At 68.9% G+C, this 15,532-nt stretch carries 13 protein-coding genes; 5 read left to right on the top strand and 8 right to left on the bottom strand.

From position 1 onward, the window contains the following. Positions 1-41: 41 nt before the first annotated feature. The 5 genes from K4B79_RS12600 to K4B79_RS12580 are packed head-to-tail and all read left to right on the top strand — an operon-like array spanning position 42 to position 5,817. Entirely contained in the window at positions 42-1,910 is a 1,869-nt protein-coding gene (locus K4B79_RS12600) for an ABC transporter substrate-binding protein (protein WP_232026611.1), read from the top strand. After that, the gene (locus tag K4B79_RS12595) at positions 1,903-2,946 is read left to right on the top strand and encodes an ABC transporter permease (RefSeq protein ID WP_232026610.1); all 1,044 of its coding nucleotides are present in this window, start codon (positions 1,903-1,905) and stop codon (positions 2,944-2,946) included. Before K4B79_RS12600 ends, K4B79_RS12595 begins: the two co-directional genes overlap by 8 nt. Continuing rightward, positions 2,943-3,851 carry an ABC transporter permease gene (locus K4B79_RS12590; RefSeq protein ID WP_232026609.1) on the top strand — a complete coding sequence of 303 codons (909 nt, stop codon included), beginning with the start codon at positions 2,943-2,945 and terminating at the stop codon, positions 3,849-3,851. The genes K4B79_RS12595 and K4B79_RS12590 overlap by 4 nt, the downstream gene beginning before the upstream one ends. Then, positions 3,848-4,843, top strand: a complete 996-nt coding sequence (locus tag K4B79_RS12585; protein WP_232026608.1) for an ABC transporter ATP-binding protein — start codon at positions 3,848-3,850, stop codon at positions 4,841-4,843. Before K4B79_RS12590 ends, K4B79_RS12585 begins: the two co-directional genes overlap by 4 nt. Continuing rightward, complete coding sequence (locus tag K4B79_RS12580) at positions 4,840-5,817, top strand: ABC transporter ATP-binding protein (protein ID WP_232026607.1); 978 nt, start codon at positions 4,840-4,842, stop codon at positions 5,815-5,817. The genes K4B79_RS12585 and K4B79_RS12580 overlap by 4 nt, the downstream gene beginning before the upstream one ends. Here the strand turns inward: K4B79_RS12580 and K4B79_RS12575 are convergent. The 8 genes from K4B79_RS12575 to K4B79_RS12540 all read right to left on the bottom strand — a co-directional run bounded on the left by K4B79_RS12575 (position 5,807) and on the right by K4B79_RS12540 (position 15,530). Next, a complete protein-coding gene (locus tag K4B79_RS12575; protein WP_232026606.1) occupies positions 5,807-6,196 on the bottom strand; it encodes a VOC family protein in 390 nt (129 codons plus the stop codon). The two genes, K4B79_RS12580 and K4B79_RS12575, sit on opposite strands and share 11 nt — an antisense overlap. A gap of 81 nt (positions 6,197-6,277) precedes the next feature. Next, positions 6,278-7,426, bottom strand: a complete 1,149-nt coding sequence (locus K4B79_RS12570; RefSeq protein ID WP_232026605.1) for an ABC transporter ATP-binding protein — start codon at positions 7,424-7,426, stop codon at positions 6,278-6,280. Next, positions 7,419-8,468 (bottom strand): ABC transporter ATP-binding protein, encoded by a 1,050-nt coding sequence (locus K4B79_RS12565; RefSeq protein WP_232026604.1) that lies wholly within the window; start codon positions 8,466-8,468, stop codon positions 7,419-7,421. The genes K4B79_RS12570 and K4B79_RS12565 overlap by 8 nt, the downstream gene beginning before the upstream one ends. Positions 8,469-8,479: 11 nt before the next feature. After that, positions 8,480-9,430 (bottom strand): ABC transporter permease, encoded by a 951-nt coding sequence (locus K4B79_RS12560; protein ID WP_232026603.1) that lies wholly within the window; start codon positions 9,428-9,430, stop codon positions 8,480-8,482. Further along, a complete protein-coding gene (locus tag K4B79_RS12555) occupies positions 9,423-10,355 on the bottom strand; it encodes an ABC transporter permease (protein WP_232026602.1) in 933 nt (310 codons plus the stop codon). Before K4B79_RS12555 ends, K4B79_RS12560 begins: the two co-directional genes overlap by 8 nt. 144 nt (positions 10,356-10,499) lie before the next feature. Beyond that, complete coding sequence (locus K4B79_RS12550) at positions 10,500-12,125, bottom strand: peptide ABC transporter substrate-binding protein (protein WP_232026601.1); 1,626 nt, start codon at positions 12,123-12,125, stop codon at positions 10,500-10,502. A 678-nt stretch (positions 12,126-12,803) separates the two neighbouring features. Further along, positions 12,804-14,711: a translational GTPase TypA gene (gene typA, locus K4B79_RS12545; RefSeq protein ID WP_232026600.1), complete on the bottom strand. Its 1,908-nt coding sequence runs from the start codon at positions 14,709-14,711 to the stop codon at positions 12,804-12,806. A 138-nt stretch (positions 14,712-14,849) separates the two neighbouring features. Beyond that, positions 14,850-15,530 carry a hypothetical protein gene (locus K4B79_RS12540; RefSeq protein ID WP_232026599.1) on the bottom strand — a complete coding sequence of 227 codons (681 nt, stop codon included), beginning with the start codon at positions 15,528-15,530 and terminating at the stop codon, positions 14,850-14,852. Positions 15,531-15,532 lie beyond the last annotated feature (2 nt).

The raw sequence follows: 15,532 nt of genomic DNA, 5'->3' as shown, positions 1-15,532 counted from the left end.
CAAGCCGTTTCTGTGCGAGCGATGACGCGAGGTCACGACCCATGAGCACACACGTCCACGGCAGGGGCCCGAAGGGCCCGCGATCACGACCCCGCACGGTCCGGCTCGTCGCCACCGCCGGTGCCGCCGCCCTGGTGTTCTCGGCCGGGCTCGCGACCCCGCTCGACCCGGCCCCCCGGCAGGCCGCCGCCGCGGACGGCGACAAGGTCCTCACGGTCGCCGTCGCCCAGAGCGTCGACTCGCTCAGCCCGTTCCTCGCCAGCCGGCTGCTCAGCACCAGCATCCACCGGCTGACGTACGAATATCTGACCAACTACGACCCCAAGGACGCCCACGCCGTCCCGGGCCTGGCCACCAAGTGGGAGTCGTCCCCGGACAAGCTGACCTGGACCTACACGATCCGCTCGAACTCCAAGTGGTCCGACGGACAGCGGGCCACCGCCGAGGACGCCGCCTGGACCTTCACCAAGATGATGACCGACGAGGGCGCCGCCACCGCCAACGGCAGCTTCGTCGCCAACTTCGAGAAGGTCACCGCGCCCAGCCCCACCCAGCTGGTCATCAAGCTGAAGAAACCGCAGGCCACGATGACCGCACTCGACGTGCCGATCGTGCCCAAGCACGTCTGGGAGAAGGTCGGCGACTTCTCCGAGTTCAACAACGACAAGAAGTTCCCCATCGTCGGCAACGGCCCGTTCGTCCTCACCGACTACAAGGCCGACAGCTACGTCCGGCTCAAGGCCAACAAGGGCTTCTGGCGCGGGGCGCCCAAGTTCGACGAGCTGGTCTTCCGCTACTACAAGGACCAGGACGCGGCCGTCGCCGCCCTGCGCAAGGGCGAGGTCTCCTTCGTCGCGGGCCAGCCGGCGCTGACCCCCGCCCAGGCCGCCTCCCTGAAGAACGCGGACGACATCAAGGTCAACGACGCCCCCGGCCGCCGCTTCTACGCCATCGCCACCAACCCCGGCGCCAAGGCGAGGAACGGCCAGAAGTTCGGTGACGGCCACCCCTCCCTGCTGGACCAGCGGGTCCGGCACGCCCTGTTCATGGCCGTGGACCGCAAGACGATCATCGACAAGGTCTTCCAGGGCCACGCCGTCGAGGGCCAGGGCTACATCCCGCCCCGCTTCTCGCAGTACTTCTTCAAGCCCTCGGCGAGCCAGGAACTCGCCTACGACCCCGAGCAGGCGGCGGCCCTCCTCGACCGGGCGGGCTACAGGAAGAACAGCGCCGGCGAACGCCTCGGCAAGGACGGCAGGCCGATCACCTACCGCGTCCTGTGCCACGCCACCGACCCCAACGACAAGGCGGTCGGCCAGTACCTGAAGGAGTGGTGGGGCAAGCTCGGCATCGGCGTACGCCTCGACTGCCTGGACAACGTCTCCGACCCCTGGCTCGCCGGCACCTATGACCTCGCCTTCGACGGCTGGTCCGTCAACCCCGACCCGGACTTCGTCCTGTCCATCCACACCTGCGCGGCCCTGCCCGCCACCCCCAAGGACACCGGAGCCACCGACAACTTCATCTGCGACAAGCGGTACGACGACCTGTACGCCCGCCAGCTCGCCGAGTACGACCCCGCCAAACGGGCGGCGATCGTCCAGCAGATGGAGTCGCGGCTGTACGACCTGGGGTACATGAACGTCATGGCGTACCCGAACGCTGTCGAGGCCTACCGCACCGACCAGATCAAGTCGATCCGGACCATGCCGAGCGGGGCGGGCAACATCTACGGCCAGGACGGCTACTGGAGCTGGTGGTCGGCCGTCCCGGCGGACTCCGGCGGCTCATCCGACGACTCCTCCTCGACCGGTGTCGTCATCGGCGGCGCCGTGGGAGCGGCGGTCCTCGTGGGTGCCGGACTGTTCTTCGCGATGCGCCGCAGGGCCACCGCCGACGACCGTGAGTAGCCTCCAGAAGGCCGCCGCTCCTCCGGTTCTCACGGAACCGGCGGCCCGCCGCACGTCCGGCCCGGCCTATCTCCGCTACGGCGCCGGGAAGGTGGGCGGTGCCGCCGTCTCCCTGCTCGCCGTCCTGGTCACCGGCTTCTTCCTGTTCCGGCTGATCCCGGGCGACCCGGTCAAGACCATGACCGGCGGCCGCCCGGTGTCCGCCGAGCAACTGGCCGCGTACCGAAGGGAGTTCGGGCTCGACCTGCCGGTGTGGCAGCAGTTCACCGACTACTGCGGCAAGGCGCTCACCGGTGACCTCGGCACCTCGTACCAGTTCCGCGCCCCGGTCCTCGACAAGATCACCGAGGCGCTGCCGAACACGCTGCTGCTGACCGGCACGGCGTTCGTCCTCTACACCGCCCTCGGCATCTTCCTGGGCACCCGCGCGGCCTGGCGGCACGGCGGGCTCGGGGACAAGCTCAACACGGGCCTGGCGCTGACCCTGTACTCCGTCCCCTCCTTCTGGCTGGGCCTGCTGCTCATCATCGTGTTCTCCGTCGGCATCGGCCCGATCCCGGGCCTCTTCCCGACCGGCGGCATGGAGTCGGGCGGCGAGGAGGGATTCGCCTACGTCCTCGACGTCGCCCACCATCTGATCCTGCCGGTGATCACGCTGGTCGCGGTCGAGTACGGCCAGACCCTGCTGGTCACCCGCTCGGCGCTGCTGGACGAGATGGGCGGCGACTATCTGACCACCGCCCGCGCCAAGGGACTCCGGGACGACCTGGTCCGGCGCCGGCATGCCGTGCCGAACGCGCTGCTGCCGACCGTGACGCTGGTCTTCGTCAACCTCGGGCGGACGGTCGCGGGTGTGATCCTGGTCGAGACCGTGTTCTCCTGGCCGGGGCTCGGCGGGCTGTTCTACCAGGCACTGAGCGTGCCGGACCTGCCCCTGGTGCAGGGGTTGTTCTTCTTCTTCGCCGCGGCGGTGATCGTGATGAACACCGTGGCCGACCTCGTGTATCCGCTGCTCGACCCGAGGGTGGGCCGATGACGACAGAAACGGCTGCCAGTCCGCGCGCCCTCGCCTGGCAGCGCAGGCGCCACTCGGCCGCGCGCTTCTGGAAGCAGTACCGCACCCATCGCGCGGGCCTCTTCGGGCTCGCCACCCTTGCCCTGTTCGCGCTGCTCGCGCTCACCGCGCCGCTGACCGTCGGCTCCGACGTGCAGAGCGTGACCCGGGCGCCCGGGCAGCCGCTGGAGAGCCCGAGCGGCGAGTTCCCGCTCGGCACCGACCGGTTCGGGCGCAGTCTGCTCGGCCTGCTCATCTGGGGCGCCCGCGTGTCGCTGCTCGTCGGGCTGCTCGCGGCCGTGCTGTCGGTGGCGATCGGGGCGTTCATCGGCATCACCGCCGGGCACTTCCGCGGCCGGTACGCCACGGTGATCATGCGGATCACGGACTGGTTCCTGGTCATGCCGACGCTGGTGCTGGCCATCGCCCTCGCGACGGTGATGTCCCGTTCCCTCGGCACGATCGTCCTGGCGATCGGTGTCACCACCTGGCCGACCACGGCCCGGCTGGTGCGGGCGCAGACGCTGGCGGTGGAGTCACGGCCGTACATCGAGCGGGCGAAGGCGCTGGGCGGCGGGCACGGGCACATCATGAGCCGGCACGTCCTGCCCAACGTCATGCCGCTGGTCCTCGCCCAGACCACGCTGATCATCTCCTCCGCGATCCTCGCCGAGGCGACGCTCGCCTTCCTCGGGCTCGGCGACCCCACGGTGGTGTCCTGGGGCGGGCTGCTCCAGGACGCGCGGGAGGCCGGAGCGGTCAGCGCGGGCGACTGGTGGTACCTGGTGCCGCCGGGCATCGCGATCGCGGTGGTGGCGCTGGCGTTCACGCTGTGCGGGCGCGCGGTGGAGTCGGTCCTCAATCCCAGGCTGGGGGTGGCGCGTTGAGTCTCCTCGACGTCAGGAACCTGGAGGTGACGTACCCGGGCGGGGCGGCCGCGGTGCGGGGTGTGAACCTGTCCCTGGCGGCCGGGGAGAAGCTCGGCATCGCGGGTGAGTCGGGCTGCGGCAAGTCCACGCTGGCGCTGGCGCTGCTACGGCTGCTGCCTTCCGGCACCCGGGTCACCGGGGAGATCCTTCTGAACGGTGAGGACGTGCTGGCGATGAAGTGGGGCCGGGTGCGGGCGGTCCGCTGGGCCGGCGCCTCCATCGTCTTCCAGGGCGCGATGCACTCCCTCAACGCCGTGCACCGCGTGGGCGACCAGATCGCCGAGCCGATCCTTCTGCACCGGAAGGCGACACCGGCGGGAGCGAAGAAGCGGGCGGGTGAGCTGCTGGAGCAGGTGGGGCTGCCGGCGGCGAGGGCGTCGTCGTATCCGCACGAACTCTCCGGTGGCCAGCGCCAGCGCGTGATGATCGCCATGGCCCTGGCCTGCGACCCGGGCCTGATCATCGCCGACGAGCCGACCACCGCGCTCGACGTGATGATCCAGGCCCAGATCCTGCGCCTGATCGAGGGACTGGTCTCGGACCAGGACCTCGCCCTGATCATGATCAGTCACGACCTGGCCGTCCTCGCCGACACCTGCGACCGCCTCGCGGTCATGTACGCGGGACGCGTGGTAGAGGAGGGCCCCGCCCGTCAGGTCTACGACGATGCCCTGCACCCGTACGGCAAGGCCCTGTCGGAGGCGTTCCCGCGCATCGGCGACCCCGCGTCCCGGTTCGCCCCGCGCGGCCTGCCCGGTGACCCACCGGACCCGGTGTCCGTACCCTCCGGCTGCGCCTTCCATCCGCGTTGCCCGGTGGCCCTGGACTCCTGCTCCCAGGACGACCAGGCGCTGCGGGAGGCGGGCGCGGGCCGACGGGCGGCCTGTGTGCACGTGTACGAGGCGTCCGGCGCCCCCGAGGCGGAAGCGGCGAGGAGCAGCACCCCATGACCCTCCTGAGCGTGGAAGGCCTCCACATCACCTTCCCGGGCCGGCGCGGCGCGCCGCCCGCCCGGGCCGTCGACGGTGTCGACCTCGACATCCGGCCCGGCGAGATCGTGGCCCTGGTCGGCGAGTCGGGCTGCGGCAAGACGACCCTGGCGCGGTCGCTGCTGGGACTGGTGCCGCCGACGGAGGGCCGGGTGGTCTTCGACGGCCGCCCGCTCGACTACACCTCCCGCGCGCTCAAGGCGTACCGCCGGCGCGTCCAACTGGTCCTCCAGGACCCGTCCGGGTCACTGAACCCACGGCACACGGTGTACGACGCGGTCGCCGAGGGCCTGCGTATCCACGGCTACGGCGGCGACGAACGGGCAGCGGTGTCCGAGGCCCTCTCCCGGGCGGGCCTCCGTCCCCCGGAGCGCTTCTTCCTGCGCTACCCGCACGAGCTGTCCGGCGGTCAGCGTCAACGGGTCGTCATCGCGGGCGCGTTGGTCCTGGAACCGGAACTCCTCGTCGCCGACGAGCCGGTGGCCTCCCTGGACGCCTCCGTACGCGGCGAGATCCTGGCCCTCCTCCTCCGCCTCCGCGACGAACTGGGCCTGTCGGCACTGGTGGTGACCCATGACCTGGGTCTGGCCTGGAACATCGCCGACCGGGTCGCGGTGATGTACCTCGGCCGGATCGTGGAGACGGGTGATGTCGAGCAGATCCTGACCTCACCCCGCCACCCCTACACCCAGGCCCTGCTGTCGGTGCTCCCCGAGGCCCCCGAGGCCCCCGTCGTCCTCACCGGCGAACCCCCCGACCCCTCCCGCATCCCCTCCGGCTGCCGCTTCCACGCCCGCTGCCAGGTACTCGCGGGCGGGGAGGCGGAGCGAGCGGGGGTGGCGAGCGCCTGCCGGGGCGAGGATCCCGGGGTGTTGTCGGGGGGCGGGGAGGCACAGGTGGCTTGTCATTGGGCTCGGGCGACGATCAGGGCGTGACCTCGGCGACCAGTTCCACCTCGAAGCCGTCCGAGTTGGCCAGATAGGCGGCGTAGTGATCCGGCCCGCCCGCATGCGGGTAGCGGTCGGCGAACAGGGGCAGCCAGCCGTGTGCGGGGGCGGCCCCGGCGAGCGCGTCGACCTCGTCCCGGGAACCCGCGTGGAACGCGAGGTGGTTGAGGCCGGGCCGTGTGCGGTCGTGCCGCTCGCCGCTCATCGCCGGGGACTGCTCCACGACGACGTACGTCCGCCCGCGCCGCCAGCTCCGCCCCCGCTCCCACTCCTGGTACGGCGTCCAGCCGAGCCGGTCGAACAGCCAGCCCCACTCCCCCGCCGCCCTCGGCAGGTCGGGGACCCACAGCTCCACGTGGTGCAGCATGTTCCTTCTGTGCCTTCCTCGGTCCTGGAAACACCGTTCCCGGCACCCCCGTGAGGGTGCCGGGAACCGTGGCGCAAGGCGTCAGGCCGCGTGGACGACGTCCTTTTCCTCGGCGAAGTGGCAGGCCGACTCGTGGGCGGCCGGGGTGTCCGAGGTCTTGAAGCGCTCGGGGATCGCGAGGAGCGGCACCTCGTTGGCGCACTTGTCCTCGGCCTTCCAGCAGCGGGTGCGGAAGCGGCAGCCGGAGGGCGGGTTGGCCGGGGAGGGGACGTCACCGGAGAGGATGATCCGCTCGCGGCCCTCGCGGGCCTCCGGGTCGGGCACCGGGACCGCCGACAGCAGCGCCTGGGTGTAGGGGTGCGTCGGGTGGTCGTAGATCTGCTCGTCGGTGCCGATCTCGGCGATCTTGCCGAGGTACATCACGCCGACGCGGTCCGAGATGTGCCGGACGATCGACAGGTCGTGGGCGATGAAGATGTAGGAGAGGTTGAACTCGTCCTGGAGTCGCTCCATCAGGTTGATGACCTGCGCCTGGACGGACACGTCCAGGGCCGACACCGGCTCGTCGCAGATGATGATCTCGGGGTTCAGGGCCAGGCCGCGGGCGATGCCGATGCGCTGGCGCTGACCACCGGAGAACTGGTGCGGGTACCGGTTGATGTACTCCGGGTTGAGGCCGACGACGTCCAGGAGCTCCTGGACGCGCTTGCGGCGGTCGCCCTTCGGGGCCACCTCGGGGTGGATGTCGAAGGGCTCGCCGATGATGTCGCCCACCGTCATACGGGGGTTGAGCGAGGTGTACGGGTCCTGGAACACCATCTGGATGTTCCGGCGGACCGCCTTCATCGCGCGCCCGGACAGCTTGGTGATGTCCTGGCCCTTGTAGAAGATCTCGCCGGCGGTGGCCCGCTCCAGGTTCATCAGCAGCTTGGCGACGGTGGACTTGCCGCAGCCGGACTCGCCCACGATGCCCAGGGTCTCGCCCTGGTACAGGTCGAAGGAGACACCGTCGACGGCCTTGACCGCGCCGATCTGCTTCTTGAACAGGATGCCCTGGGTGAGCGGGAAGTGCTTCACCAGGTTGCGCACCTGGAGGATCGGCTCACCGCGCTCCACGGGCGCCTCGATCGCGGCCACCGCCTCCGTCTCGGAGTGGGCGTCCACGACCTCGACGTCGGAGACGTTCGGCGTGGCGTCCTGCGGCTCGTCGTTCTTGCTGAGCTCAGCCATGGATCGTCTCCTTCCAGAAGTGGCACGCCGAGGCGCGGCCGGGCAGCTCGCCGCCGTCCCGCTCGGTGACCGGGAAGAGGTCCGGGACGTCCGTACGGCAGATGTCCTGGGCCTTGGGGCAGCGCGGGTTGAAGGCGCAACCCGTCGGCACGTGCAGCAGGTTGGGCGGCAGGCCCTTGATCGCGTAGAGCTCCTGGCCCTTCTGGTCCAGGCGCGGGATCGAGTCCAGCAGACCCCGCGTGTACGGGTGCGCGGGGCGCTTGTACAGCTCGTGGATCGGGGCGCGCTCCACGATCCGGCCCGCGTACATCACCGCGATCTTGTCCGCGACGTCGGCGACGACGCCGAGGTCGTGGGTGATCAGGATGAGACCCATGTTGTACTCGCGCTGGAGCTCCGCGAGCAGGTCCATGACCTGGGCCTGGACCGTCACGTCGAGAGCCGTGGTGGGCTCGTCGGCGATGATCAGGTCCGGCTCCAGGGCCAGTGCCATGGCGATCATGATGCGCTGGCGCATACCGCCGGAGAACTGGTGCGGGTAGTCGTTGACCCGGGCCGCGGCGGCCGGGATCTTCACCCGGTCCATCAGCTCGATCGCCTTGGCCTTGGCGTCCTTCTTGGACAGGCCCTGGTGGACGCGGAACATCTCGCCGAGCTGGTAGCCCACGGAGAGCACCGGGTTCAGCGAGCTGAGCGCGTCCTGGAAGATCATGGCGATCCGGCGGCCGCGGATCTTGCGGCGGTCCTCACCGGACATCTTGAGCATGTCCTCGCCGCGGAAGAGGATCTCGCCCTGCGGGATCTTCGCCGGCGGCATGTCGAGGATGCCCATGATCGCCTGCGCGGTCACGGACTTGCCGGAGCCCGACTCACCGAGCACGGCGAGCGTCTCGCCCGCGTGCACGTTGTAGTTGACGCCGTTGACCGCCCGGACCACGCCCTCGCGGGTGTGGAACTCGACGTGCAGGTCCCGCACTTCGAGCAGCGGGCCGCCGTCGCCCTCGCGCGGCGAGGGTACGGCTGTTTCTTCGATGATCGTCACGTACGCCTCCCTCAGCGCATCTTCGGGTCGAGGGCGTTGCGTACGGCCTCACCGAGCATGATGAATGCCAGCACCGTGATGCTGAGCATGATCGACGGATAGAGCATGATCCACTGGGCGACACGGATCGAGTTGCCGCCGTCGGAGATGTCGTTGCCCCACGACACGCCACTGAGGCCGAGGCCCAGGAACGACAGCGTGGCCTCGGCGGCGATGTAGACACCGAGCGAGATGGTGGCGACGACGATCACCGGGGCCATGGTGTTCGGCAGGATGTGCCGGAACATGATCCGCGGGGTGCTCGCGCCCAGCGCCTTGGCGGCCTGGACGTAGTCGGACTGCTTGGTGGTGATCACCGCACCGCGCATCACGCGGGAGATCTGCGTCCAGCCGAAGAAGCCCAGGGCGCCGATGACCACCCAGGTGGTGCGCTCCGGGAAGGAGTTCAGCACGACCATGGTGCCGAGCAGGAACGGGATGCCGAAGAAGACGTCCGTCAGCCGCGACAGGATCGAGTCGACGATCCCGCCGAAGTACCCGGCGATCATGCCGACCAGGCTGCCCACGAGGGTGACCAGGATGGTGGTGCCGAAGCCGACCGCCACGGAGGCCCGGGTGCCGTAGATGACACGGGCGTACACGCTGCGGCCCTGCTGGTCGTAGCCGAGCCAGTCGGGCGAGCCGACCTCCCCCAGCTTGGGCTTCTGGAGGTAGTGGTTGGACAGGTCACCGAGGACCGGCTGCGCGCTGGTGAACCAGCCGGGGAAGAAGGTGATCAGCAGCAGGAAGAAGATCAGCACGCTGGAGACGATGAAGATCCAGCTGCGGCGCAGGTCTGCCCAGGCGTCGCCCCACAGGCTGCGGGACTTCTCCGGTTTGGACTCGGCGGCTTTCGCCACGGGTGCCGCTCCCACCGGGTCCGCCGCGTCGGTCTTGACGTCGGTCTTGGTCACGTCAGGCATAGCGAATCCTCGGGTCAAGGACCGCGTAGAGCAGGTCGACGAGCAGGTTGGCAAGGAGATAGATGAGGACGAGGATCGTCACCAGGCCGACCAGCGTGGTGCCCTCGCGGCGCACCAGGGACTCGTAGATCGTGCCGCCCACACCCTGGATGTTGAACAGGCCCTCGGTGACGACGGCGCCGCCCATCAGCGCACCGATGTCGGTGCCCAGGTAGGTGATCACCGGGATCATCGAGTTGCGCATGAGGTGGACGCCCACCACACGGCTCTTCGGCAGACCCTTGGCGATCGCGGTGCGGATGTAGTCCGCGCGCCGGTTCTCGGCGATCGAGGTCCGGGTCAGCCGCGTCACATAGGCCAGTGACGCGGTCGCCAGGACGATCGCCGGCATCAGCAACTGGCCGTAGTCCGTCGAGTCGTTGACGTTCGGGTCCATCCAGCCGAGCTGCTCGGCGAAGACCAGCTTGGCGATGAAGCCGAGGACGAAGACCGGGACCGAGATGAACAGCAGCGTGATCAGGAGGACCACGTTGTCGGTGAGCCGGCCGGCGCGCAGGCCCGCCACCACACCCAGGGCGATGCCCAGGACGACCTCGATGGCGAAGGCGAGAGACGCCAGACGCATGGTCACCGGGAAGGCGTCGCCCAGCACCTCCGTGACGGGACGGCCACTGGCGATCTGTGTGCCGAAGTCGCCGTGAAGGATCATGTCCTTCATGTAGTTCCAGTACTGCACCAGGATCGGCTGGTCCAGGCCGTACTCATGTCTCAGCGCCGCGATGACCTGCGGGCTGCCGGCCTTGTCGCCGAAGAGGCCGCGCACGGGGTCACCGGGCAGGGCGTAGACCATGAGAAAGATCAGCAGGGTTGTCCCGATGAACACCGGGATCATCTGGAGCAGTCGTCGTGCGACGTAGCGCCCCATCGTGCCTCCATGTCAGTCACGGCAGCGGCAGCCGACGGGCCCTTTCCTCGCGCACCACCTGAAGATGCGTGTGGAAAGGGCCCCCCGGCCGCTGCCGTTCCCCGGGCGCGGTCGCGCCGCGCCCGGGACAACGGTCCGTAGCGGTTACTTCTTGACCTGAACGCCGGTCAGGATCGGGTCGCCGTCCTGGGCGTACTTGACGCCGGTGACCTTCTCCGAGTAGCCCGCGTTGACCTTGTAGTACCAGAGCGGAATGCTCGGCATGTACTCGGGGAGCTTCTTCTCGAGCTCCTGGTACAGCTTCTCCGACTCCTCCTGCGTCTTGGCGGCGTCGGCCTGCGTGATCAGAGTGTCGATCTCCTTGTTGGAGAAGCCGCTCTGGTTGCCGGACGACTTGGTGCCGAACAGGTCGCGGAGGAAGTTGGCGTTGAACGGGTAGTCGAGCACCCAGCCGGAGCGGTACATCGACTTGACCTCCTGCGCGTCGCGCGCCTGGAGGTCGGCCTGGAAGTCGGCCTTGGAGTCGCCGGTGCAGGCGACGCCGGTGGCCTTGGTGATGGAGCCGCAGACGGCCTCCACCCACTCCTTGTGACCGCCGTCCGCGTTGAACTGGATGGAGATCTTGTTGCCCGGGACGCCGCCACCCTCCTGGATGAGCTTCTTGGCCTTGGCCGGGTCGTACGTGAAGATGTCGGTGCCCAGGCTCGGCTGGTAGCCGAGAACGCCCTTGGCGACCCAGCCGGTGGCGGGCTCACGGGTGCCCTGGAGCACGGTCTTCGTGATGGTGTTCCGGTCGATCGCCATCGACAGGCCCTGCAGGACCTTCGGGTCGATGCCCTTCCACTGCTTGGTGTAGAAGGCCGGGGCGATCGTCTGCACCGCGGAGTAGGCCTGGTCCACGGCACGGTCGCCGAGGTCTGCCTTGTAGACCGGAAGGTCACGCGGCGCGAGCTGACGCAGGACGTCGACGTTGCCGGACTTCAGGTCCTCGTAGGCCGTCTCCAGGTTGGTGTAGTTCTTGAAGATCACACCACCGTTCTTGGCCTTGTTCGAGCCCTGGTAGTCGTCGTAGCGGGCGACCTCGATGGACTTCTTGTGGTCCCAGCTGACGAACTTGTAGGGGCCGTTGCCGACCGGCTTCTCGCCCGCGGCCTTCGGGTCCTTGTAGAAGGACTCCGGCAGCGGCGAGAAGACCTCGTAGCCCAGCTTGTACACGAAGTACGGGATCGGGCTGGTGAGGGTGATGGTGAAGGTGTTGTCGTCGACGACCTTCAGGCCGGACATCTCGGTGGCCTTGGGCTTGCCCTTCTCGGGGGCGACGTCGGCGTAGCCCTGGATGTCCGAGAACCAGAAGCTGTTGGTCTGCTTGTTGGCCGGGGCAGCGGCCCAGTTCCACGCCTTGACGTAGGACTCGGCGGTCACCGGGGTGCCGTCGTGGAACTTCCAGCCGGGCTTCAGCTTGACCGTGAAGGTCTTGTTGTCCTTGCTGTCGACCGACTGAGCGTTCATGTAGACGATCTTGCCGCTCGAGTCATAGTCCACGAGCCCGGTGAACAGGGCGCGCGTCACGATGCTGCCGTTGGACTCCATGGTGTTCGCCGGCTGCAGCGGGTTCTGCGGTTCGCCGACCTCGATCGAGAACTTGCCGTTCGGGTCGATCGCTGCCTTGCTGTCGTCGCCGCTGTCGCTGCTTCCCCCGCCGCAAGCGGTCGCGCCCAGAGCCACAACCGCCGCTATCGCGACCCACTTGGCGCTCTTGGCACCGCGCATGGGTTCCTCCTCATGAGTCCATTGGTTCACCGCAAAGGGGAGCACATGACACACAACCGTCCACCGCCCGTCGCCGGTAGCCGGAAAGGTTCAGGTGCCCCCGCGCTCGCGGACCGCCGCCGCCTGACAGCGAACGACCCGTTGATCCGAGCTCTACGCGCCTAACTATCTGCCATGCACCATGACCGAACCACACCCCTAAGGTCTCGGTTCGATCACACCTGCCGCCTACTTCTTCCAAAATCCGGACAAACGGTTTGCCGAAAGATCCCTGCGAAACGGACTTGTTACACATCTATCGGGATCAGGTGTCCGCATTCCGGACGGAGAGAGGGGAGAAAACCAGTTGCGCGTACCGTGGCGGCCGTACTCACTCCGCCCGGTGCACACGCGCGGTGCACCAGAGCCGGTGGCTCTGCGTGACGGTCCTTCAACAGGCCGCTGCGGCAAGGCCGTTCGCCGGTCCGAGGGGGCGCGGGCCCCGGCACCGACGGCACAGCTCGCGAACACACGCCGCACAGCCGTCGGACAAGCCACTCCCGCAGCAGGGTAGTGCGCACGGCACGCCGGTGCGGGGTCGCCGAGGCAATTGAAGGGTTTTCCCTATGCCGTCCACGACGGCGACGGGCACCCCCGCCATGACGGCGAAGGTGCCCGGTGGCCCGGCGGGTGCCGGAATCAGCCGTGCTTGGCGCGGCTCGCGGCGCGGGCGCGCTCGCGGGCGTCCAGGTTCACCTTGCGGATGCGCACGGCCTCCGGGGTGACCTCCACGCACTCGTCGTCGCGGCAGAACTCCAGGGACTGCTCCAGGGAGAGCTTGCGCGGCGGGACGATCGCCTCGAAGGAGTCGGCCGAGGACGACCGCATGTTCGTGAGCTTCTTCTCCTTGGTGATGTTCACGTCCATGTCGTCGGAGCGCGAGTTCTCACCGACGATCATGCCCTCGTACACCTCGGTGCCCGGCTCCGTGAACAGCACGCCGCGCTCCTGGAGGTTCGTCATCGCGAAGGCGGTGACGGCACCGGCACGGTCGGCGACCAGCGAGCCGTTGTTACGGGTCGTCAGCGTGCCGAACCACGGCTCGTGGCCCTCGTGGATGGAGTGCGCGATGCCGGTGCCACGCGTGCCGGTCAGGAACTCGGTCCTGAAGCCGATGAGACCGCGGGACGGCACGACGAACTCCATGCGCACCCAGCCGGAGCCGTGGTTCGACATGTTGTCCATACGGCCCTTGCGGACACCCATGAGCTGCGTGACCGCGCCCATGTGCTCCTCGGGCACGTCGATGGTCATGCGCTCGACGGGCTCGTAGACCTTGCCGTCGACCTCCTTGGTGACGACCTGCGGCTTGCCGATGGTCAGCTCGAAGCCCTCGCGGCGCATCTGCTCGACCAGGATGGCGAGCGCGAGCTCCCCACGGCCCTGGACCTCCCAGGCGTCCGGACGCTCGGTGTCGAGCACCCGCAGCGAGACGTTGCCGACGAGCTCACGGTCGAGGCGGTCCTTGACCTGACGGGCGGTGACCTTGCGGTCCTTGACCGCGGCCTTGTTCTCCGCCCCCTTGCCGGTGCCGCCGCGGCCGACCAGCGGCGAGGTGTTGGTGCCGATGGTCATCGAGATCGCGGGCTCGTCGACCGTGATGAGCGGCAGCGGGATCGGGTTCTCGGGGTCGGCGAGGGTCTCGCCGATCATGATGTCCGGGATACCCGCGACGGCGCAGATGTCGCCGGGGCCCGCCATCTCGGCGGGCTTGCGGGTGAGCGCCTCGGTCATCAGCAGCTCGGTGATGCGGACGTTGGACATCGTGCCGTCACGCTTGATCCAGGTGACGGTCTGGCCCTTGCGCAGCTCGCCCTGCTCGACCCGGAGCAGCGCGATACGGCCGAGGAAGTTGTCGGCGTCCAGGTTCGTGACGTGCGCCTGGAGCGGGGCCTCCTCGTCGTACTCCGGAGCCGGGACGTGCGACAGGATCGTGGAGAAGAACGGCTCCAGGCTGTCGCTGTCGGCCGGGACGGTGCCGTCCTCCGGCTTGGTCAGTGAGGCCACACCGTCCCGCGCACAGGCGTAGACGATGGGGAACTCGATCTGGTCCTCGTCGGCGTCGAGGTCGAGGAAGAGGTCGTACGCCTCGTTCACGACCTCGTCGATGCGCGAGTCGGGGCGGTCCGTCTTGTTGATGCACAGGATGACGGGCAGGCGGGCCTGGAGCGCCTTGCGCAGCACGAAACGGGTCTGCGGCAGCGGGCCCTCGGAGGCGTCGACCAGCAGCACGACCGCGTCCACCATCGACAGACCGCGCTCGACCTCACCACCGAAGTCGGCGTGGCCGGGGGTGTCGATGATGTTGATCGTGACGACTTCGCCGCCGTCCTTGGGGTGGTACTTCACCGCCGTGTTCTTGGCCAGGATCGTGATGCCCTTCTCACGCTCCAGGTCATTCGAGTCCATCATTCGGTCGTCGAGCGACTCTGCGGCGTGCGCCGCGAAGGCACCGGCCTGCTTCAGCATGGCGTCGACAAGGGTCGTCTTGCCGTGGTCGACGTGGGCGACGATGGCGACGTTGCGGATGTCGTGGCGCGTGGCCATATTGCGGCGTTCTCCCGGAGTGTGAGGACGGCCCTGCTGCGTACGTCGGTGGTACGCGGACCCTGCCGGGCGGAACATGCCACGGCCTCACCCCATGGTACGGGGCCGCTGCCGCGGTGGCTCGCCGGGCGGGTGGGGTCAGGCGTCCTGGGTGGCCGGGGACCCCTCCTCGCAGGAGCGCCGGGCGGCCTGGGCGGCGAGGTCGGAGTCACCCGCCCGCTCGTCGCATGCGAGGACACCGGTGATATCGACCTGCCAGGTCCGCGCGTGACCTGTTGTGGTCCTGCCGCCCGGGCAGGCGTAACTGAAGTCTCCTGTGACTTCCCGCACCCCGGCAAAGTGCACGAACCTTCCGGCGCCGTCGGTCTCGGTGGCGCCGTCGTTGATGTCCGGGGCCTTGACGTTCACATCGGTGAAGCTCCACGTCTCGCCGTCCGCCTCCGCAAGGGTGCGGGCGTCGGTCTTGATCTCACCGATCTTCTTGCCCAGCGAGAAGAGGACCTCCGCCGAGGAGACGGCCGGTCCCGTGGTCCTGACCGACGGCCGCGGCGTGTACACCCGCTCCAGCCGCATCGTCAGCCTGCCGCCGCCCTCGCCCAACGACTCGACCTCGGAGACACCGGTCAGCCGGTCCGTCTTCTTGACGTCGGACCAGGTGAAGTTCCCGTCCGCGCAGGCCTTCACGACCGCGCCCTTGTCGCCCTTGCCGCTGCTCCGGCTGTCGCGCTTGCCCTCGCCACCAGTGCAGGCGGTCAGCGCCGCCGCCAGTGCCACCGCGGCCAGCCCCGCCGCACCGGTCCTCCGTGTGATGCCGCGCATCC

The organism is Streptomyces lincolnensis (genome assembly GCF_021173675.1).
In the GTDB taxonomy this organism is placed as follows: Bacteria; Actinomycetota; Actinomycetes; order Streptomycetales; family Streptomycetaceae; genus Streptomyces; species Streptomyces lincolnensis_B.
The sequence above is the reverse complement of the archived record's forward strand: the minus strand, read 5'-3'. Positions and strand labels throughout refer to the sequence as shown.